Source organism: Caenibius sp. WL, assembly GCF_019803445.1.
Lineage (GTDB): Bacteria > Pseudomonadota > Alphaproteobacteria > Sphingomonadales > Sphingomonadaceae > Caenibius.
On sequence record NZ_CP081844.1, the window covers coordinates 1947602 to 1968501 of the forward strand.

A 20900-nucleotide genomic window follows, 5' to 3' on the forward strand; every position below is an offset into this window, starting at 1 on the left:
ATGGCTTCTCAGCCCGCATACAAGATCATCGACCACACCTATGACACGGTGGTCGTCGGCGCAGGCGGCTCGGGTCTGCGCGCCACGATGGGTTCGGCCGAAGCCGGCCTCAAGACGGCCTGCATCACCAAGGTCTTCCCCACGCGTTCGCACACCGTGGCGGCACAGGGCGGCATTGCCGCTTCGCTGGGCAACAACACGCCCGATCACTGGACCTGGCACATGTACGACACTGTCAAGGGGTCGGACTGGCTGGGCGATCAGGACGCGATCGAATACATGGTGCGCGAAGCGCCGCACGCGGTTTACGAACTGGAACACGCCGGTGTGCCGTTCAGCCGCAACAACGACGGCACGATCTATCAGCGCCCGTTCGGCGGCCACATGCAGAACATGGGTGAAGGCCCGCCGGTGCAGCGCACATGCGCCGCGGCCGACCGTACCGGCCATGCCATGCTGCACGCGCTTTATCAGCAATCGCTGAAGTACGATGCGGATTTCTTCATCGAATACTTCGCCATCGATCTGATCATGGACAACGGCAAGTGCGTTGGCGTGATCGCGCTGTGCCTGGATGACGGTTCGATCCACCGCTTCCGTGCGCATGCCGTGGTGCTAGCCACCGGTGGCTATGGTCGGTGCTACTATACCGCGACGTCGGCCCACACCTGCACCGGCGATGGCGGCGGCATGGTGCTGCGCGCAGGCCTGCCGCTGCAGGACATGGAATTCGTCCAGTTCCACCCGACCGGCATTTACGGCGCGGGCGTGCTCATCACCGAAGGCGCGCGCGGCGAAGGCGGCTATCTCACCAACTCCGAGGGTGAGCGTTTCATGGAACGCTATGCCCCGTCGGCCAAGGATCTGGCCAGCCGCGACGTGGTTTCGCGTTCGATGGCGCTGGAAATCCGCGAAGGGCGCGGTGTCGGCCCGCACAAGGACCACATCTACCTGCATCTCGATCATATCGATCCGGCGGTGCTGGCGGAACGTCTTCCGGGCATCACCGAAAGCGGCAAGATCTTTGCCGGTGTCGATCTGACCCGCCAGCCGTTGCCGGTGGTTCCGACCGTGCACTACAACATGGGCGGCATTCCCTGTAACTATCACGGCGAAGTCGTCACGATCGGTGCCGATGGCAATCCGGACACGGTGGTTCCGGGCCTGTTCGCCGTGGGCGAAGCGGCGTGCGTTTCGGTCCATGGCGCGAACCGCCTCGGTTCGAACTCTTTGATCGATCTTGTCGTGTTCGGCCGTGCAACCGGCCACCGCCTCAAGGAAATCGTCAAACCGAACTCCGCGCATGGCGAACTGCCCAAGGATTCGGCGGACATGGCGCTGAGCCGTCTCGATCACTTCCGCAATGCCAAGGGCGGTTCGCCCACGGCTGAAGTGCGGACCGAAATGCAGCGCACGATGTCGGCCCATGCAGCGGTGTTCCGCACCGACGAACTGATGGCCGAAGGCGTCGAAAAGCTGGCTCAGACCTACAAGCGGATGGAAGATATCCACGTTACCGACCGCTCGCTGATCTGGAACTCGGACCTCGTCGAAACGATGGAGCTCGACAACCTGATCTCGCAGGCCAGCGTGACGATGGCGGGCGCCCATGCCCGCAAGGAAAGCCGCGGCGCCCATGCGCACGAGGATTTCCCGAATCGCGACGATGCCAACTGGATGAAGCACACTGTCGCCTGGTTCGATGGCTGGGGCGGCAAGGGCGGCGGCGTGAAGCTCGATTACCGTCCGGTGCACGAATACACGCTGACCGACGATGTCCAGTACATCAAGCCCAAGGCTCGCGTTTACTGATCACGAATCAAGGCGCACCGGTATGATGCCGGTGCGCCTTGTTCGCCTCCACCGGGGGCGGCCATGACCGATACTCCCGAACATTTGCGCAAGATGCCCGATCCTCGTAGCCAGACCGACGAGGAACACCATGCCTACGCGCTAAGAGCCCGGGCCGAGCGCCGAGCGCGGGCCGAAGCGATCGGAGTCACGCCCGAATTCGTTTCCCGCTTGGTCGACAGCTTCTATGCCCGCATCCGTGTGGATGCGATGCTGGGACCGATCTTCGAAACCCAAGTCACCGACTGGGACGAGCATCTAGGGCGGATGAAGCGCTTCTGGCGCTCGATCCTGTTCAGCTCAAGCGAATATTCCGGCAATCCGATGCGCAAGCACGTGGTCATTCCCGGCCTCGGGCGGGAGCATTTCGTCCACTGGCTGGAACTGTTCTACGCCACTTTGCGTGATGAAAGCGCGAACGCGGAGGCGGTGGCGTTGGTGGGCGAACGCGCCCGGATGATCGCCAGCAGCATGTTGACGGGCATTGCCATCCACCGCGAAGGGCTGGCTGGTTCCCGCGCCGGAAGCGATCTGCCACGCCCCTGAAAGCGGGAGCGGCCGCCGCGATCAGCGCCAGCGCAGCATGTCCGGACCAAACTGGTCGAGCGCGGTGACGCCCATCAGCTTCATGTCACGGATGATTTCATCCCGCAGGATGGTCAGCGCCCGCTCGACACCGGGGTAGCCCGCCGCCGACAAGGCATAGAGATAGAGCCGCCCGCCAGAAGTTGCGGTGGCTCCGGCGCAAAGGCTTTTGAGCACGTGGCTGCCGCGCTTGATCCCGCCGTCGCAGATGATTTCGATCTGCCCGCCGACCGCGTCGACAATCTCGCGCAGCTGGTCGAACGGGGCGCGGCTGCCGTCAAGCTGGCGGCCGCCGTGGTTCGAGATCATGATCGCGTCGGCGCCCAATTCCACCGCCCGGCGGGCATCGCCCACGCTCATCACGCCTTTGAGACAGAATTTTCCGCCCCAATCCTGCCGGATTTCCGCTGCCGTATCCCAGGTCATCGACTGGTCGAGCATGGCGGTGAAATAATCCACCACCGAGACGGATTCGCGCGAATTGGCCTGATAATGCGTTTCCAGCATCGGCATGCGGAATTTTTCCCGCAGCAGGTAGTTCAGCGTCCATTGCGGGCGGGTCGCGTAAGACAGCAGAGAGGATGGGGTGAAGCGCGGCGGGCTGGAAAAGCCGCTGCGCAGGCACCGCTCGCGCTTGCCGCCGACAATCGTATCCACTGTCAGCGCCAGGGCATCGAAGCCGGCGGCACGGCTGCGTTCGATCATCGCGCGGTTCAGCCCCTTGTCCTTGTGGACGTAGAGCTGGAACAGCTTGGGGGCGCTGGTGATCGCGGCGACTTCCTCGACGCTGATCGTGGAGAGGCTGGAAATGCCGCACCACAGGCCCAGCGCATTGGCGGCGCGGGCCACGGCGCGTTCGCCTTGCCAATGGAATATGCGTTGCAGCGCGGTGGGGGACAGCATCAGCGGCAGCGCGCTCTTGCGCCCCATGATGGTGCAACTCGGGTCCACAGTGTCGACGCCTGCCAGCACGTTGGGCACCAGATCGGCATCGGCATATGCGGCGGTGTTGCGGGCCTTGGTCAGTTCGTCATCGCCCGCCCCGTCGATATAATCGAACACCGGCCAAGGCAGCCGCCGCTTCGCCAGCAGGCGGAAATCTTCGATGTTGTGGCAGTCTCCCAAGCGCATCGGCGAGAGCTAGCAGAAGGCTTTCCGGTTGCAAATTGCACCATCGCATGATTCACAGGAAGTTCATCCGCCGCCCAGCAACGATGGGTATCGCCAGCGCAAAGGGGGCATCATGCGGGAAAAAAGTCCGGGTATTAAGCTGTTGTTCGCAGTGTTGATCGGTCTCGCGCTGATCGTCCCGCTGGTGTTCGTCTATGCGCTGGTCAACGACCGGCAGGGCCAGTCGCGCACCGCCCAGCAAAGCATCGCCGCCGGATGGGGCGGTGCACAGGTGATCGCAGGCCCGGTCATCGTGGTGCCGTTCAAAGCGACGCAGATTCAGAACGAGGAAGTCGGCGGCAAGACGATCAGCCGCACGGTCGAGGTGGAGCGGCAATTGTTCATTTCACCTGTCGCCAACGCGGTGACGACCGCGCTCAAGCCGCAGGAACGGCGCAAATCGATCTACAGCTCCGTGCTGTTCGAAGCCGATGTATCAGGCCGGGCGCGTTTTGCGCTGCCCGCCGATCTGCCGCGTTTCGGCGTCACGGCGGAAAAGCTCGAATGGGATCGGGCCGAACTGCGCATCGGCACGTCCGATGCTCGCGGGCTGACCAAGGGCGGCAAGATCGTGGCGAACGGCCAATCGCTGTCGGTGGAACCGGGGCGGGGGCCCGCCGCAACCGGTGGGCAAGGCTTCTTCGCTTTCGTCGGGTGGGACGGCGCCAATGCGCTCGATGTCGCTTACAGTTTCAGCCTGCGTGGCAGCCGTTCGCTCAGCCTGGTGCCACGTGGCGGGCAGACCAAATGGGCGATCACATCGTCCTGGCCCAACCCCAGCTTTGGCGGATCGTTCCTTCCCGAAGAACGCAGGATCGACAATCAGGGCTTCAAGGCCGCTTACACGATCGACAAGCTGGCGCTGGGGCAGGCTCCGGTCGCGACGGAGGACATGGGTGTGCCGGTCATCGGCGATGATGTGTCCCCGCAATACGCCAGCATCGATATCCCGGTGGCCCGCAACACGGGCGAGGCTGTCAGCGGGCAGTCGCCTGCGGTGACGGTCGGGCTGGTCGAGCCGGTCGATCTCTATTCCCGTGTCGATCGCTCGGTGAAATACGGCTTCCTGTTCATCGGCTTCACGTTCCTCGCTTTCCTGATGTTCGACATCGTTGGCGGGGCCCGGGTCGCGGCGGCCGAATACCTGATGACGGGGGCAGGGCTGGTGCTGTTCTTCGTCCTGCTGCTGGCCTTTGCCGAAGTGATCGGCTTTACCGCCGCGTACCTGCTGGCCAGCGCGGCGATCATCGGGCTGTTGACCACCTATAGCGCGGCGGTGCTGCGAAGCTGGCGCCGGGCCCGGTTCATCGGGGCGTTGCTGCTCGGCCTCTACGCCGTGCTCTACGTGCTGCTCAGCCTCGAAGCATGGTCGCTGCTGATCGGTGCGGTGATGCTGTTCCTGGCGCTGGCCGGGGTGATGTACGCCACGCGCAAGGTGGACTGGTCCGCCGTGGGCCGCAGCGTGGACGCCAGCCTGACACCGCCTGCGGCGGTTTCGCAGACACCCGCCTCCTGAACGGAGGCGGGCCGGATATTTCAGGAAACAGGCTGATTGGCGGGCGGTGAAACGGATGGTTGCCCGCCATCGCTATTCTTGCCGCGCTTTTGCTTGCGCGCCCGCTTTTCGATATCTTCGCGGCGTTCCTGCGCGCGCTGTTCGGCGGCCTTGTGTTGCCGATGCGCGTCGGCTTCCTCCGGCTTGGCCGGGCGCCCCGGATAGCGGCAACCCTTCTGCTGCCCGATGCCTTTGAGGAAGGCCCGGCGCATCATCCCGCCGATGATCGCGTCGCGCACTTTGCGTTCATGCGCCTTGGCGCCTGATACTTCGCGGATCAGGCCGCGAAACGGGATGAACCTGCCGACCGCCCATTGCGCGACCCGGCCCGGATCGACGCCGCGATTGCGGTCCTCGGCAATATCGAGGTCCTCGCCCAGCAGCACATCGAGTTGTTCCACCGCTGCGACGATATCGCTGCAACGGCGCAAGCCCTTGGTGTCGTAGGGGTTTGAACGCGCCTGCAGCAGCAGGGCGTCGATTTCTTCCCGCGTGAGATTGAGATCGCTGAGCGGGGTCTTGGCGACATCGCCGGCGGTCACCGTGTCATCGGTGATCGGCCGATTTGCCGTGGCCTGTTCCTGCCCGCCCGGCTGCTGTGCAAGAGCCGGGGCAGGGGAGGCCAGCGCCAGCAGAGCGGGCGCAAGAAAAATCGGACGCATTCAAATCCTCAAAATCACGACTTCAGATCGGCGAAGGTATCGCACGAATCCTCGTTGCCCGTTTCGAGACCGCGACGCAGCCATTCGGTGCGCTGAGCGCTGGACCCGTGCGTGAAGGCTTCTTCCACGGGCCGCTGCCCGGCATTGCGCATCAGCGTGTCGTCGCCGATCTGATGCGCGGCGTTGAGCCCTTCTTCGATATCGCCGGGCTCGATCAGATCCTTGTTCTTGGCGGCCCAGACCCCAGCGTAACAGTCCGCCTGCAATTCCATGCGCACCTGAAGCTGGTTCGCGGCGCGCGCATTGCGCTGCTGCGCGGCGCGAACCTGGTCGGCGACGCCGGTCAGCATCTGGATGTGATGGCCGTATTCGTGTGCCATCACATAAGCGCGGGCGAAATCGCCCCCGGCGCCCAGCCGCTGTTCCATTTCCTTGTAGAAATCGGTGTCGATGTAGATGCCCTGATCGCTGGGGCAGTAGAACGGGCCCATGGCGCTCTGCGCGGCGCCGCAGCCCGACTGGCCGTTTTGCGAATAGAACACCAGCTTCGGCTGCTTGAAGGGTATGTTCGCCTGCCGGAACAGCGGTTCCCAGGTGGTGTTGAGCGAGGCGAGCGCGGCGCAGCTTTCCCTGCTCAGCGGATCGGCGTTGCAGCTTTCATCGGTGGTTTTGCCGCCCGTGGCCGGGGCGGAGTTGCCCTGTTGCTGTTCCATCTGTTGCAGCCCGCCCAGCATCTGTGCCGGATCGACACCGAACACCAGCGCGCCGATCAGGATGAGGACGATAGAGCCGCATCCCAGCTTGCCGCCTCCGCCGCCGGGAAAGCGCATGCCGCCGCCCATGCCGCGCTGGTCCTCGACACGGATGCTGCCTGGATTGAAATCTTTGAGCCGCACCGCTGTCTCCCCTTAAAACCGGGCGCCAGCGAATAAGGGGCTGGACCTTCCCTGTTGCAATAGCGCATTCCCTGACAAGCTTCATGCAAGGAGTCGAGAATGTTCCTCAAGGGAAAACGTGCATTGGTTACCGGTTCGACCTCGGGCATCGGTCTGGGCATTGCCCGGGCGCTTGCCGCCGAAGGGGCGGAGACGATCATCACCGGCTTCGGCGGCAAGGATGAAATCGCGAAAATCTGCGCCGAACTGGGGGCGAGCCACATCGATGCCGATCTCAGCACTGCCGAGGGGGCGGAAGCGCTGATGGCCGGGGCGGGCCATGTCGATATTCTCGTCAACAATGCGGGGATGCAGTTCGTTTCGCCGGTGGAGGAATTCCCGGTCGAAAAGTGGGACAAGATCATCGCGCTCAATCTCAGCGCGGCGTTCCACACGATCCGGCTGGCGATTCCCGGCATGCGGCAGAACGGATGGGGCCGGATCATCAACACCGCCAGCGCCCATTCCCTCACCGCCTCGCCGTTCAAATCGGCCTATGTTTCGGCCAAGCACGGCCTTGCCGGTCTGACCAAGACGGTGGCGCTCGAACTGGCGCAGAGCGGGATAACCGCCAATTGCATCAGCCCCGGCTATGTCTGGACGCCGCTGGTGGAAAACCAGATCCCCGATACGATGAAAGCCCGTAACATGACGCGCGAACAGGTCATCAACGATGTCCTGCTGGCGGGCCAGCCGACCAAGCGTTTCAGCCATGTGGAGGATATCGGCGCCATGGCGGTGTTCCTCTGCCGTGAGGAAGGCGGGAACATCACCGGTTCGAATTTCTCCATGGATGGCGGCTGGACCGCGCAGTAAGCGCATATGGGGCGCCGCGCGGCGCCTCACCGGCCGAAGGTGAATCGCCACTCTTGAATCACGGCTATTGCGGTAGGCGCAAGCGGGCTCTAGATGGGCCGCCACGATTCTACCCGGACAGGAGCGGTGGCACCCATGGATATTCCGACAGGCCTTACTTTTGACGACGTTCTGCTGCGTCCGGCCGAAAGCGACATCCTGCCATCGCAGGCCGATACCTCGACCCAGCTCACCAAGGCGATCCGGCTCAACATTCCGGTGATCTCCGCCGCGATGGATACGGTGACCGAATCCGACATGGCGATCGTCATGGCCCAGTTGGGCGGTATCGGGGTGCTCCACCGCAATCTGACCGTCGAAGAACAATGCGCCGCCGTCCGGGCGGTGAAGCGCTTCGAAAGCGGGATGGTGGTCAATCCGATCACGATCGCGCCCGATGCCACGCTGGGCACCGCACAGGCGTTGATGCAGGCGCACCGGATCAGCGGCATTCCCGTGGTGGAAGGCAGCGGCAAACTGGTGGGTATCCTGACCAACCGCGATGTCCGCTTCGCCGATAATCCCAACCAGGCCGTGCGCGAACTGATGACGCACGAAAACCTGGCGACCGTTTCGCCGGGCGTGGGCCAGGACGAAGCACGCCGCCTGCTGCACCAGCGCCGGATCGAGAAGCTGCTGGTGGTCGACGACGCCTATCGCTGCATCGGCCTGATCACGGTGAAGGATATCGAAAAGGCCGTGACCTATCCGCACGCGACGAAGGACGATGCGGGCCGCCTGCGCGTGGCCGCGGCGACCACGGTGGGCGACAAGGGCTTCGAACGGACCGAGGCGTTGATCGATGCCGAATGCGATGTCGTCATCATCGACACCGCGCACGGCCACAACCGCGATGTCGCCAAGGCGGTGGAACGGGTGAAGAAGCTTTCCAATGCCGTGCAGGTGGTGGCGGGCAATGTCGCCACGGCCGAAGCGACGCGGGCGCTGATCGATGCGGGCGCGGATGCGGTGAAAGTGGGCATTGGCCCGGGTTCGATCTGCACCACGCGCATTGTCGCCGGTGTCGGTGTGCCACAGCTCACCGCGATCATGGAAAGCGCGGCGGAAGCGGCCAAGTCGGGCGTTCCGGTGATCGGCGACGGGGGGCTGCGCACTTCGGGCGATGCGGCCAAAGCGCTGGCGGCGGGTGCCTCGACGGTCATGGTCGGCTCGCTTCTGGCCGGTACGGAAGAAGCGCCCGGCGAAACGTTCCTTTATCAGGGCCGCGCCTACAAGGCCTATCGCGGGATGGGTTCCGTTGGCGCGATGGCGCGCGGCAGCGCGGATCGCTATTTCCAGCAGGATATCAAGGACCAGATGAAGCTGGTTCCCGAAGGGATCGAAGGGCAGGTCGCCTACAAAGGCCCGGCCAAGGATGTGATCCATCAGCTCGTTGGCGGGATCAAGGCGGCGATGGGCTACACCGGCTCGGCTACGATCCCCGATCTGCGCCAGCGCGGGAAATTCATCCGCATCACCAATGCGGGCCTTTCGGAAAGCCATGTGCATGACGTGGCGATCACGCGCGAGGCGCCGAATTACCCCACGCGGTAAGGCGCTATGCGCGAAGCTCTGCTCTCTGTGCCGATCGTGGCCGGTTGCTCGCCCGCCGCGCGGGCGGCATACGGGCCTTCGGTATGACACCTGCAGCGCGCGTGCAGGCGGCAATCGAGCTGCTCGATCTGGTGATCGCCGCCGCCCGTTCGCGCGGCAGCCCGGCGGACCGGATCGTGGCCGAATGGTTCAAGACCCGCCGTTATGCCGGGTCGAAGGACCGGCGTGCGGTGCGCGACCTGCTGTTTCGCGCTATTCGCGCTTGTGGGCCTCTGCCGGCTAGTGGGCGGGCGGCGATGCTGCGTTTGGCGGAAAGCGATGAAACCCTGCTCACGCTGTTCGACGGTTCGCGCCACGGCCCCGCGCCGGTCAGCGAAGGGGAGCAGGCGGCCGCGGGCGGTTATGCTCCGGGATGGCTGGAACGGCGGCTGGCGGATTCGGATATCGCCGGAGCGGAACTGGCCGCTTTGCTCGACCGTGCTCCGCTGGATCTGCGGATCAACACGTTGCGCGGGCCGGAACCGGACTTACCCGAGGCGGGAACGCCCACTCAGGCGCGGCTGGCTCTGCGCTATTCCGGCGGAACGCAGGTGGAGCAGTGGGACGCTTTTCGGCAGGGTGCGATCGAAGTGCAGGACACCGCTTCGCAGCTTGCCTGTGAAATCCTCGACGCGCGGCCGGGTGAGCAGGTGATCGACCTGTGCGCGGGGGCCGGAGGCAAAACGCTGGCGCTGGCAGCGGCGATGGACAATCGCGGGCACCTGCTGGCCTGCGATGTCGACCGGGCGCGGCTGTCCCGTCTGGCTCCGCGCGCAGAGCGGGCGGGAGCCAGCAATATCGAAACGCGTTTGCTCAATCCGGGGCAGGAATCCGGGGCTCTTGCCGATTGGCAGGGCAGGGCCGATGCGGTTCTGGTCGATGCGCCCTGTTCGGGCAGCGGGACCTGGCGGCGCAATCCCGAGGCGCGCTGGCGGCTGGATGAGGCGGAACTGGCGCGCACTTGCGCGATCCAGCAGCATGTGCTGACTTTGGCTGCGGCGCTTGTTCGTCCGGGTGGGCGGGTGCTCTATGCCGTCTGCTCGCTGCTCGATGAAGAAGGCGCGGGGCAGGTGGAAGCCTTCCTTACCGCTCATCCCGGCTGGCGGGTGGAGCGGCCCGGAGCACCCGCCGGGCGCAGCCGTGGGCCGGGTTTGCGGCTCACACCGTTTCACGATGAAACGGACGGTTTTTTCGTCGCACGTCTCGTTTCACCGTGATAGCGTCTCAAGTTATGGCGGACAGTGCAAAAATTCCGATGTCTGCCGTGAAGGAGTTTGTGATGCGTTACTATCCCGCCGCTCTTGCTCTCACGCTGTTCTGCGCGGTCAGTGCCAGCGTCGGCAACGGGGCGGTGACAGCACCTTCGCCCCGGGCGCTGGCCTTGCAGGAACAGGGCCGGGCAGCGCTCGCCGCCGGGCAGGTCCAGAGCGCGATCGACGCTTTCGAAAGCGCGCTGGCAATTGATCCGGCCTATACGGCGCTCTATCTCGATCTGGCGCACGCCGCGCGCAAGGACGGCATGCAAGGCAAGGCGATCCACTATTACCGCCTCGTGCTGACGCGCGATCCCAATAACTACGCCGCCATTTCGGGCGAAGGGGAAGCGCTGGCGGAAAAGGGCGCACTGGAAAAGGCGCGCCGTAATCTCGCCCAGCTCAAGAGCCTGTGCGGCGACGGTTGCACCGAAACGCGCGCGCTGTCGGATAAGCTGACGGCGACCCCCGCGGTGCCGGTGCTGACGGCCGAAGCCGCCACGCCCGATGCGTCGGTGACAGTCAAGAACTGATCCCGTCACCTACCTTCAGATAAGCGGGCGAAATTCTTCCACCACGGTGGTGTAGATCGTCCGCTTGAAGGGAATGATCATGTCCGGCAGCGTTTCGGGCTGAACCCATCGCCACGCGCTGAATTCGGGCGGTTGGTGCGCTGTGAGATTGATATCCGCGTCCTCGCCCGTCAGCCGCACGAGAAACCAAGTCTGGCGCTGCCCGATATATTTGCCGCGCCACAGCTTGCCTTTCAACTCGTCGGGCAGATCGTAGTACAGTTCCTCCCGCATCCGGGCTTCGATCCGCACTTTGTCGGCGTGCAGGCCGGTTTCCTCCCACAATTCGCGCAGAGCGGCATCGTTCGCATCTTCGCCCTTGTCGATCCCGCCTTGAGGCATCTGCCACCAGTCGCCTTCCTTGGTGTCGATACGCTTGCCGACGAAGGCGTGGCCTTTGGCGTTGACCAGCATAATGCCCGCGCAGGGGCGATAAAGCTTGGGATCGGGCGTGGTCATGAAGGGTGCTCCAGCATGTGAATCATGGCATCGGTGATGCATTCGAGATCGCTTTGCGCGCTGGGGATTGCCTTGCGCAAGGTCATAAAGCCGTGGATCATGCCGGAAATCTCGATTGCGCTGACGTTCACCCCCGCTTCGCGCAGCTTCGCCCCGTATTCGCGGCCGGAATCGCGCAATGGGTCCAGCTCTGCCGTCACCAGAAGTGTGGGCGGCGCACGATGGAGATCGGGATGCAACACGGGATAATGGCGTGGATCGTCCGGCGGCGCGCCATAGCCCATGTGAAACCGTGCCAGCGCTTCGCGAGTCAGCAGATGGCCATGGCGATAGGCGCGGTAGCTTTCATGCCGGGCAATCGGCCCCGCCAGCGGATAGACGGGAACTTGCAGGAGAATGGGCAAAGCTGCGGGATGTCCGGCCAAAGCCTGCGCGGTGACGATAGCGAGATTCCCGCCCGCGCTATCCCCCATCAGCACCAATCCGGTCAATGCTGGGAGAGCGAGCGAAGGCTCCCGCTCCGCGATCCGGCGTGCGGCGGCTTCGCAATCGTCGGGTGCTGCGGGGAAGGGGTGTTCCGGCCCCAGGCGGTAATCGACCGCCACGACTGGCCAGCCGGTCTGTGCGGCGAGCGCGCTGCACAGACCGGCATAGCAATCGAGATCGCCGAGAACGAAGCCGCCGCCGTGATAGAATACGATGGCAGGTGACGGGGTGTGGCGCCGTTCGGCCTCGCTCAGGCTGTCGAACAGACGCAGGCCGATCGGTCTTTCGGGCCCGGCGCAAGCGAACGACCGGAGCGTGGCCAGCGGTCGCACGGGCGCATCATGTGCATGCAGCATGGCGGCAAACGCGGCGCGGGAGCGGGCGATGTCATCGCCAGGAACAAAGGCATTGCCGCTCTCTTCTATCGCGGAAAGAAAACGGGCGACATCGTTGCGAGGGGTGCCCTTGGCGCTGTGCATGATCGGTCCTGTCCAGATTTCCGCTGTGGAGTTGCCATTGGCGTTTGCTTTAGCCCAACAAAAACTTCATTGCTGCAAGACCGGCGCGGGAATAGTGCGTTGGACATGTCGCAATATCCGTCCGCGCCGGGCGGCAAGAGGTGAGTGAATGGCAAGTTCCGTTGCAGCGGCCGATAACGTGGCCGGTATAGCGCAAAGTGATACACCCGAAGCCGTGGTGGTCCGCTTCGCGGGCGACAGCGGCGATGGCATGCAGTTGACCGGCGGTCAGTTTACGCTTTCCACGGCCCTGGCGGGGAACGATCTCGCCACTTTCCCTGACTTCCCGGCCGAAATTCGCGCGCCGCAAGGGACTCTGTTCGGGGTTTCGGCCTTCCAGATCAATTTCGGCTCGACCGATATCAGCACCGCGGGCGATGCGCCGGACGTGTTGGTGGCGATGAATCCGGCCGCGCTGAAGACCAACGTGCAGGCGCTGAAGCTCGGCGGCCTGATTATCGCGGACTCGGGTGAATTCACCAAGCGCAATCTCGAAAAGGCGAAGTACGACAGCAATCCGCTGGAGGATGGCAGCCTTTCGAAGTGGGATTTGCTAGCATTCGACATTAGCGCGCTGACGATCGAAGCGGTCAAGCCCTTCGGCCTTGGCAACAAGGAAGCGTTGCGCTGCAAGAACATGTGGACGCTCGGCCTCGCGCTGTGGATGTTCGACCGTGACCGGCAGCCGATCGTCGACTGGCTGAACAGCAAGTTCGCCAAGAAGCCCGATATCGCGCAGGCCAACATTGCCGCGCTCAACGCCGGGCATGCCTATGGCGAAACGGCGGAAATCGCCGGTCCGCTCAAGAAGCTGCATCTGGATCCGGTGCCGAGCGCGCCGGGCGTCTATCGCACGATCACCGGTGCGGAAGCGGTCAGCCTCGGCCTTGTGGCGGGTGCGCAGCTTGCGGGGCTGCCGATCTTCTTCGGCGGCTATCCGATCACCCCGGCATCGGCGATTTTGCACAACCTCGCCAAGATGAAGGAATTCGGCGTCACCACCTTCCAGGCGGAAGACGAAATCGCGGCAATCTGTTCCGCCATCGGCGCATCCTATGCCGGGCATCTCGGCGTCACCTCGTCCTCTGGCCCGGGCATCGCGCTCAAGGGTGAGGCGATGGGCCTCGCGGTGATGACCGAACTGCCGCTGGTGATCGTCAATTCGCAGCGCGGCGGCCCGTCCACCGGCCTGCCGACCAAGACCGAACAATCCGATCTCTATCAGGCGATCTATGGCCGCAATGGCGATACGCCGCTGCCGGTAATCGCCGCGCGCAGCCCGTCCGATGCGTTCGAATGCGCTATCGAGGCGTGCCGCCTCGCGGTGCAGTACATGACCCCGGTCATGCTGTTGACCGACGGATATATCGGCAACGCGGCCGAACCGTGGAAAGTGCCCGATCCTTCGGAGTACGAGCCGTTCCCGGCCAAGTTCCTCACCGAAAAGAACGGCCCTGACGACACGCTTCTGCCCTACAAGCGCGATGAACGCGGTGTGCGTCCGTGGATCAAGCCGGGCACGCCGGGTCTGATGCACCGCATCGGCGGGATCGAGAAGGCCATCGGCACCGGCAATCTCGACTATTCGCCCGCCACGCACCAGGCGCAGACCGATGCCCGCAAGGACAAGGTGGATGGCATCGCCAAGGGCGTGCCGCAGCAGGATGTCGTGCTTGGCAACACGTCGGGCAAGCTGGCGGTCGTCGGCTGGGGTTCGACTTTTGGCCCGATCTATCAGGCGGTCCGCCGCGCGCGGGCCAAGGGTCTGGATGTCAGCCATGTCCATGTCCGCCATGTCTGGCCGTTGCCGACCAATCTCGGCGATCTGCTGCGCAGCTATGACAATATCCTGGTGCCGGAAATGAACACCGGCCAGTTCAAGACCGTGCTGCGCGATCAGTTCCTGGTCGATGCCAAGCCGCTCAACAAGGTTTCGGGCCAGCCGTTCGCCATTGCCGAAATCGAAGCGGCGATTGCCACGTTCTTCGACAATATCCCGGGCAATGAAGGCGGCGAAGTGCCCGTCAATGAAACGCAGCTCCCCAGCGTGGAGGCCGAAAACCAATGAACGAGATGACCAAGATCAGCACGACGCTGAAGGACTGGGAAACCGACCAAGAAGTTCGCTGGTGCCCGGGTTGCGGCGACTACGCGATTCTCAAGGCGGTGCAGCGCACGCTGCCGGAACTCGGCGTGGACCCCTCGAACACGGTGTTCGTCTCGGGCATCGGCTGTTCCAGCCGGTTCCCGTACTATATCGAAAGCTACGGCTTCCACACGATCCATGGCCGCGCCCCGGCGTTCGCCACGGGCATCAAGCTGGCCAATCCGGATCTGGACGTGTGGCTGATCACCGGCGACGGTGATGGCATGTCCATCGGCGGCAATCACACGATGCACGTGATCCGCCGCAATCTCGATTGCCAGATTATGCTGTTCAACAACGAGATTTACGGCCTGACCAAAGGCCAGTTCTCGCCCACCAGCCGCGTCGGCACGCCGAGCCCGTCGACCCCGCTGGGTTCGGTCGATCGCCCGGCGCTGCCCTGCGCTTTCGCACTCGGTGCGGGCGGGCGCTTCGTGGCTCGCGCCTATGACGTGTCGAAGAACCTGCCGGCAGTGCTGAAAGCCGCCCATGCCCATAAGGGCGCGGCCTTCGTCGAAATCTTCCAGAACTGCATCGTCTATAACAAAGACCGGTTCGATGATTTTGTCGCCAAGGGCAATGCCGATGCCAACCAGCTCTGGCTCGAAAATGGCGAACCGATGCTGTTCAACAAGGGCACGCAGGGTATCGCGCTCGACCATGACACGCTGACGCTCAAAGTCGTCGACGTGGCCGATGGCGATTGGCAGGCGGCCGGCGTGATCGTGCACGACGTGACGAACCGCTCGGTCGCGCATATGCTGGTCGAAATGCCATTTGGCCCGTTCCCGATGGCGCTGGGCGTGATCTATGATGATCCGCGCCCGACTTACGAGTCGTCGCTGCTCGGCCAGGATGCCAAGGCGCGCGAAGGCAAGGTTGCCGATCTCGGCAAGCTTCTCGCCAAGGGGCAGACCTGGACGGTCAAGGACTGAACCGGACGAAAGCCGTTCCTTACGAACGGATAGTCTGAATATTCGGGCAATCCGGGGCTTGCGGTGCAGGCTCCGGATTGCTTGTTTGTAGGCGTCTGAAAACACAGAGCGGGTCTGCTCACCGAAGCCATGGATAATCTGACACATAGCCTCACTGGCTGGGCCCTGGGCCAGGCCGGTCTCAAGCAACGGACCCGCAAGGGCCTGGCTGCGCTGATTCTTGGCGCGAACATGCCCGATCTCGACGTGTTCTTCGGCCATAGCTGCTGGGTTCCGCTCGCCACCCATCGCGGTTTCACGCACGGGCTGGTCGGTGGAATCATCTGGATGCCTGTCATCCTAGCGGGTCTGCTATGGCTGCTGGACCGGTGGCAGATGCGCCGGGGCGCGGTGTTCAAAAGCGGATTGCCGATGCATTTCGGGTGGCTGGTGGTGTTGAGCTACATCGGCGCCTTGAGCCATCCGTTCCTCGACATGCAGACCAGCTATGCGGTGCAGCTGCTTTCTCCCTTCAGCGAGAACTGGTTCCATACCGAATCGCTGTTCATTATCGACCTGTGGCTATGGCTGACGCTGGGCTTCGCCATCTGGCTTTCGCGCAAGCGTGAACAGGGGCGCAAGGCGGGCGATCCACGCATGCCCGCACGCGGGGCGATTGCTTTGCTTACCTGCTATATCGGGCTCAATCTTGTCTTGACGGCACAGGCGCAGCGGGAGGTCGTCCGCGCGCTACCGGGCGCTCCGCCGGAAGTGATGTTCGCAGGGCTGGAACCGCTGCGTTTCTGGACGCGTGAAGTGGTCTGGCGGCGGGATGGCTATATCGGTCGGGCGGACTGGTCGCCCTTTTCCGGGCTCGGGCCGCTTTCGGCGCCCACTCCGGACAATATGCATGATCCGCTGGTGCGCCGGGCTGCCTTTTCGACGGATGAGTTGCGCCAGTTCATGCGGTGGTCGGTGATGCCGGTGGCTCAATTGGAGCAGGAACGGTGCGGAGTGCGCATGGTATTTGGCGATGCCCGCTTCAGCGGCGGGCGCATTTTCGGGCGCGAAGTGCGCAATCCGTTCCACTATGTCGTCACCGTGCCGCAGCCGGGGCCCGGATGCGCTGCTACCGCCCGCGCGGAGGAGCTTCCGGCAGGAACCACGCGGCCATAAGAAAGGCCAGACCTGCCCCGCCGAGCCATCCCGCGATCACATCGCTGGGATAGTGCACGCCGAGCCAGACCCGGCTGCCGGCAATGGCCAGGCTGAGCATGATGGCGGCCGAAACCAGCATGACACGGGCGGGACGGCGCGTGGCCCAGCCGGCTGCAATCAGGGCCATGGCTATATAGATCAGCCCGGCGTTGAAGCTGTGACCCGAAGGAAAGCTTGGTCCGCCGGCATATGTCAGATGCGGAACGATGGTCGGGCGAGGGCGGTCGAACAACGTCTTCAGTGCGCTGTTGGCGATCCATCCGCCGATAACCGTAAGGCTGAGGCATAGAGCCTGCCGCCTGCTATGCGCGAGCACCAGTGTGATCGCTGCCGCCAGTGCGATGGCATTGCGCACCGGCACCCCGCCAAGATGGGTCAGCGCGATGACACCCGTGTTCAGCCATGGGGGACTTGCGGGGATCAAGCCGTCCGCTTCGCGCCACAGCAGTAATCCGGCTTTGTCGAACCCCGCCATATGGCCGGTGAAGGTCAGCAGGGCGACCAGGGCGAAGCCGCCCCAGCACAGCAGCGCGGCGATGAACATGGTCCGGCGATCTGGTGGTTTGTAAGGGAAAGAGGAGCCCATCGCCGGAGGATGAGGCAATCGGCCATGGCAAGGCAAGCTTTCTCGGCCTATCTTGCCCGGCGTGGAACAGCGATGATAGTCTGTCCTCATGAATACATGGGGCATGGAGAGAGGACGCGCCCTGATTGAAGGGGGCAATCGGATCGGCAGCGGTCTGGGGTGGCTCGTGCGCCTGTGGAATGGCGGGTTCGAGCGGCTGATCGGTCGTCTGGATCAAGGGCTAGAATCCGGCACGATCCGTGTGCGCCTGCCCGATGGCAGCGAGCGGGTGCTGGGCGGCAGAGTGCCGGGCTTTGACGCGGAACTGGAATTGCGCAACTGGCGCGCGTTGTCGCGGCTGGCGACGAGCGGTTCCGTCGGCTGGTATCGTGCATGGGAACTGGGGGAGTGGGACAGCCCCGATCCCGTCACCCTGTTCGCACTGGTCATGGCCAATGGCGATTCGCTGGGCAACATCGGCCGTGCTGGCGGGCTGTGGCGGCAGATCGCGCGGTTGGGCCATTGGTTCAACCGCAACAGCAAGGCGGGCGCGGAACGCAACATCCATGCGCACTATGATCTCGGCAACGATTTCTACGAAGCATGGCTCGATCCCAGCATGAGCTATTCCAGCGCGGTCTTCGATAGGAACGGTTCGCTGGAGGAGGCGCAGCATCGCAAATGGACATTGCTGGCCGATCGGGTCGGGGATGTGAAAACCGTGCTCGAAATCGGCTGCGGTTGGGGCGGGCTGGCGGATTTCTTTGCCCGGCGCGGTGCGCAGGTGACGGCGATCAGCCTTTCGGACGAACAACTCGCCTGGGCGAAAGCGCGGCAATCGCCCACTATCGCTTTCCACAAGCAGGACTATCGCGATGTCACCGGGCCATTCGATGCGATTGTCAGCGTCGAAATGGTGGAAGCGGTCGGTCGCAAGTACTGGCCGGACTATTTCGACAGCGTGGCCCGTTGCCTCAAACCCGGTGGACGGGCGGCGATCCAGTTCATCGCGATGAAGGATTCGCTGTTCGAAGCTTACGCGGCAAGCGTGGATTTCATTCAGGCCTATGTCTTCCCCGGCGGATTGCTGATTCGCGCGAGCGAATTTCGCAAACTGGCGATGGAGCGGGGCTTAAGCTGGCTCGATCAGCGCGATTTCGGCCTCGATTACGCGGAAACCTTGCGCCAGTGGCGGCTCCGTTTCGATGCGGCGGTGGCCGAAAAGCGCCTGCCTGCTGGCTTTGACGAACGCTTCGTGCGGCTGTGGCGCTACTATCTGATGTATTGCGAAGGCGGCTTTCGCGGCGGTGGAATTACCGTCAGCCAGGCGACTCTGGTCAAACAGGGGTGACGCCCCGCCTGTTACGCCACGCGTTCGCGATGGCCCGTGGGAAAAGGTTCCTGCACCAACGCTACGATCCGCTCCGCCACCGCTTCGGCGGGTTTGACCGTTTGCGGATCTTCGCCCGGATAGGCCTTGGCGCGCATGGCCGTGCGCGTAGCACCCGGATCGACGATGGCGACGCGGGTGTTGGAAATCTTCTCCACTTCTTGCGCATGGCACGCGAGCAGCGTTTCGAACGCGGCCTTGGTTGCCCCATAGGCGCCCCAATAGGCGCGGGGGGCCCTACCCACACTGCTGGTCAGGCCGATGATGCGCGCATTGTCGCTGCGCTTCATCAGCGGATCGAACGCCCCGATCAGCGCCTGCGTGGCGAGGAGATTGACAGTCAGCGCCTTGCTGAATGCGCTCTGGTCGATCTGCGTCACCGGGGTGAGCTGGGGCAGGATCGCGCCGCAGATCACCATGATATCGAGGCGATCCCAGCGATTGGCGATGGCTGTGGCCAGACGGGCAATCCCGTCGCTTTCGGCAAGGTCGAGCGGGGCAATGGTCGCTGTGCCGCCAGCCTCGTGAATGGCCTGTTCGATTTCTTCCAGCTTGCGGTCGTTGCGCGCGGTCAGGATGACATGCGCGCCCGCCGCGGCCAGCGCCTTGGCCGTGGCGGCGCCGATTCCCTGGCTCGCGCCGGTGACCAGCGCCGTTTGGCCTGCAAGTGCGCCGTTCATCAGGCGACCTTGATCGGGGTCATGAATTCGGCCTGATCGTCCTTGTCTGCATGATCGGTCAGCGTGGTGGGGTATTCGCCGGTGAAGCAGGCATCGCAATATTGCGGGCAACCCGCATCGCGCCCGCTCGTGCCGACCGCGCGATAGAGCCCGTCGATCGAAACGAAAGCTAGGCTATCCGCCTGGATGAAGTCGCGCATCGCATCGATATCCATTTTCGCGGCCAACAGCTTGGAGCGTTCGGGCGTATCGACACCGTAGAAGCAGCTATGCATCGTCGGCGGGCTGGCGATGCGCATATGCACTTCCGCCGCGCCTGCTTCGCGCATCATCTGCACGATCTTGAGGCTGGTGGTGCCACGCACGATGGAATCGTCGATCAGCACGATCCGCTTGCCTTCCACCAGCGCGCGGTTGGCGTTGTGCTTGCGCTTCACACTGGAACTGCGTTGCCCGTCGGAAGGCTGGATGAAGGTTCGCCCGACATAGTGCGAACGGATAATGCCCAGTTCGAACGGAATGCCCGATTGCTGGGCATAACCGATGGCGGCAGGCACGCCGCTGTCGGGCACGGGAACCACCAGATCGGCTTCGACAGGGGCTTCCTTGGCCAGCTCCACACCGATCTGGCGGCGGGCTTGATAGACCGAGGTGCCCCCCATGATCGAATCCGGGCGGCTGAAATAGACGTGTTCGAAAATGCACGGGCGCGGATTCGATTCGCCGAACGGGCGATGGCTCGTGATCCGGCCGTCGAGCCGCACTTCGACCAGTTCGCCCGGTTCCACCTCGCGCACGAACTGCGCGCCGACGACGTCCAGCGCTACCGTTTCGCTGGCGAAGACGATCGCATCGCCCAGCTTGCCCATCACCAGCGGGCGGATGCCCAGCGGATCGCGGCACGCGACCATGCGCTTCTTAGTCATGCAGATCAGCGAATAGGCGCCTTCGACAAGGCGCAACGCGTCCACGAACCGATCGAGCAGAGTGGGGTAGCGGCTGGTCGCGATCAGGTGGATGATCACTTCCGTATCGGACGTCGACTGGAAGATCGCGCCCTTCTGCACCAGTGCCTGGCGCAAGTGCATGGCATTGGAAATATTGCCATTGTGCGCGATGGCGAAGCCGCCCGAGGCGAGTTCCGCATAGAGCGGCTGGACATTGCGCAGGCCCGCGCCGCCGGTCGTCGAATAGCGGACATGGCCCGCGGCCATCGATCCGGGCAGTTCGCCGATCACGCTGCCGCTGGAGAAATTGTCGGCCACATGGCCCAGGCCGCGGCGGGAATAGAATTCCTTGCCATCGAAACTGGTGATGCCTGCCGCTTCCTGCCCGCGATGTTGCAGGGCATGGAGGCCGAGGGCGGTAATCGCCGCCGCATCGTTGGCATTGATAACGCCGAAAACGCCGCACTCTTCGCGCAGCTTGTCGCCGTCCGCGTCATAGAAGGGATGGGTAATCATGATCGCCTGTGAGGGTTCGCCAGCTGCCGC

Annotated in this window: 19 protein-coding genes; 11 read left to right on the forward strand and 8 right to left on the reverse strand. The window is 63.8% G+C overall.

Annotated features, from left to right (window positions below; all coding sequences use genetic code 11):
- On the forward strand, positions 1–1812 hold the full coding sequence (sdhA, locus tag K5X80_RS09345) for a succinate dehydrogenase flavoprotein subunit (RefSeq protein ID WP_222557481.1): 1812 nt from the start codon (positions 1–3) through the stop codon (positions 1810–1812).
- 63 nt (positions 1813–1875) lie between these two features.
- Entirely contained in the window at positions 1876–2397 is a 522-nt protein-coding gene (locus K5X80_RS09350; protein WP_222557482.1) for a group III truncated hemoglobin, read from the forward strand.
- Between the two features lie 21 nt (positions 2398–2418).
- Here the strand turns inward: K5X80_RS09350 and K5X80_RS09355 are convergent, their stop codons facing one another.
- Positions 2419–3567 (reverse strand): alpha-hydroxy acid oxidase, encoded by a 1149-nt coding sequence (locus K5X80_RS09355; RefSeq protein ID WP_222557483.1) that lies wholly within the window; start codon positions 3565–3567, stop codon positions 2419–2421.
- 112 nt (positions 3568–3679) lie between these two features.
- On the opposite strand from K5X80_RS09355, the gene creD reads away from it, so the two are divergent.
- The gene (creD, locus tag K5X80_RS09360; protein WP_222557484.1) at positions 3680–5122 is read left to right on the forward strand and encodes a cell envelope integrity protein CreD; all 1443 of its coding nucleotides are present in this window, start codon (positions 3680–3682) and stop codon (positions 5120–5122) included.
- A 20-nt stretch (positions 5123–5142) separates the two neighbouring features.
- Here the strand turns inward: creD and K5X80_RS09365 are convergent, their stop codons facing one another.
- Together K5X80_RS09365 and ypfJ are read right to left on the reverse strand one after the other, a co-directional pair.
- Positions 5143–5823, reverse strand: a complete 681-nt coding sequence (locus tag K5X80_RS09365; RefSeq protein WP_222557485.1) for a hypothetical protein — start codon at positions 5821–5823, stop codon at positions 5143–5145.
- Positions 5824–5837: 14 nt separating this feature from the next.
- The gene (ypfJ, locus tag K5X80_RS09370; protein WP_222557486.1) at positions 5838–6719 is read right to left on the reverse strand and encodes a KPN_02809 family neutral zinc metallopeptidase; all 882 of its coding nucleotides are present in this window, start codon (positions 6717–6719) and stop codon (positions 5838–5840) included.
- A 99-nt stretch (positions 6720–6818) separates the two neighbouring features.
- On the opposite strand from ypfJ, the gene K5X80_RS09375 reads away from it, so the two are divergent.
- From K5X80_RS09375 to K5X80_RS09390, 4 genes are all read left to right on the forward strand, one after another.
- Positions 6819–7574 carry a 3-hydroxybutyrate dehydrogenase gene (locus K5X80_RS09375; RefSeq protein WP_222557487.1) on the forward strand — a complete coding sequence of 252 codons (756 nt, stop codon included), beginning with the start codon at positions 6819–6821 and terminating at the stop codon, positions 7572–7574.
- 135 nt (positions 7575–7709) lie between these two features.
- On the forward strand, positions 7710–9167 hold the full coding sequence (gene guaB / locus K5X80_RS09380; protein ID WP_261390484.1) for an IMP dehydrogenase: 1458 nt from the start codon (positions 7710–7712) through the stop codon (positions 9165–9167).
- A gap of 83 nt (positions 9168–9250) precedes the next feature.
- Positions 9251–10423, forward strand: a complete 1173-nt coding sequence (locus K5X80_RS09385; RefSeq protein WP_222557489.1) for an RsmB/NOP family class I SAM-dependent RNA methyltransferase — start codon at positions 9251–9253, stop codon at positions 10421–10423.
- 62 nt (positions 10424–10485) lie between these two features.
- Positions 10486–10992, forward strand: a complete 507-nt coding sequence (locus tag K5X80_RS09390; protein WP_222557490.1) for a tetratricopeptide repeat protein — start codon at positions 10486–10488, stop codon at positions 10990–10992.
- Between the two features lie 15 nt (positions 10993–11007).
- On the opposite strand, the gene K5X80_RS09395 is transcribed toward K5X80_RS09390, so the two are convergent.
- On the reverse strand, positions 11008–11490 hold the full coding sequence (locus K5X80_RS09395; RefSeq protein WP_222557491.1) for an RNA pyrophosphohydrolase: 483 nt from the start codon (positions 11488–11490) through the stop codon (positions 11008–11010).
- Positions 11487–12455: an alpha/beta hydrolase gene (locus tag K5X80_RS09400; RefSeq protein WP_222557492.1), complete on the reverse strand. Its 969-nt coding sequence runs from the start codon at positions 12453–12455 to the stop codon at positions 11487–11489. Before K5X80_RS09400 ends, K5X80_RS09395 begins: the two co-directional genes overlap by 4 nt.
- Before the next feature lie 148 nt (positions 12456–12603).
- On the opposite strand from K5X80_RS09400, the gene K5X80_RS09405 reads away from it, so the two are divergent.
- From K5X80_RS09405 to K5X80_RS09415, 3 genes are all read left to right on the forward strand, one after another.
- Positions 12604–14562: a 2-oxoacid:acceptor oxidoreductase subunit alpha gene (locus K5X80_RS09405; protein ID WP_222557493.1), complete on the forward strand. Its 1959-nt coding sequence runs from the start codon at positions 12604–12606 to the stop codon at positions 14560–14562.
- Positions 14559–15575, forward strand: coding sequence for a 2-oxoacid:ferredoxin oxidoreductase subunit beta (locus K5X80_RS09410; RefSeq protein WP_222557494.1), 1017 nt, complete (start codon positions 14559–14561; stop codon positions 15573–15575). The genes K5X80_RS09405 and K5X80_RS09410 overlap by 4 nt, the downstream gene beginning before the upstream one ends.
- A 129-nt stretch (positions 15576–15704) precedes the next feature.
- Entirely contained in the window at positions 15705–16730 is a 1026-nt protein-coding gene (locus tag K5X80_RS09415; protein ID WP_222557495.1) for a metal-dependent hydrolase, read from the forward strand.
- On the opposite strand, the gene K5X80_RS09420 is transcribed toward K5X80_RS09415, so the two are convergent.
- Entirely contained in the window at positions 16684–17358 is a 675-nt protein-coding gene (locus K5X80_RS09420; protein WP_222557496.1) for a phosphatase PAP2 family protein, read from the reverse strand. The genes K5X80_RS09415 and K5X80_RS09420 overlap by 47 nt on opposite strands.
- Before the next feature lie 103 nt (positions 17359–17461).
- On the opposite strand from K5X80_RS09420, the gene K5X80_RS09425 reads away from it, so the two are divergent.
- On the forward strand, positions 17462–18688 hold the full coding sequence (locus K5X80_RS09425; RefSeq protein ID WP_222557497.1) for an SAM-dependent methyltransferase: 1227 nt from the start codon (positions 17462–17464) through the stop codon (positions 18686–18688).
- Positions 18689–18699: 11 nt separating this feature from the next.
- On the opposite strand, the gene K5X80_RS09430 is transcribed toward K5X80_RS09425, so the two are convergent.
- Positions 18700–19407 (reverse strand): SDR family NAD(P)-dependent oxidoreductase, encoded by a 708-nt coding sequence (locus tag K5X80_RS09430; protein ID WP_222557498.1) that lies wholly within the window; start codon positions 19405–19407, stop codon positions 18700–18702.
- Positions 19407–20870, reverse strand: a complete 1464-nt coding sequence (gene purF, locus K5X80_RS09435; protein WP_222557499.1) for an amidophosphoribosyltransferase — start codon at positions 20868–20870, stop codon at positions 19407–19409. Before purF ends, K5X80_RS09430 begins: the two co-directional genes overlap by 1 nt.
- Positions 20871–20900: the final 30 nt, after the last annotated feature.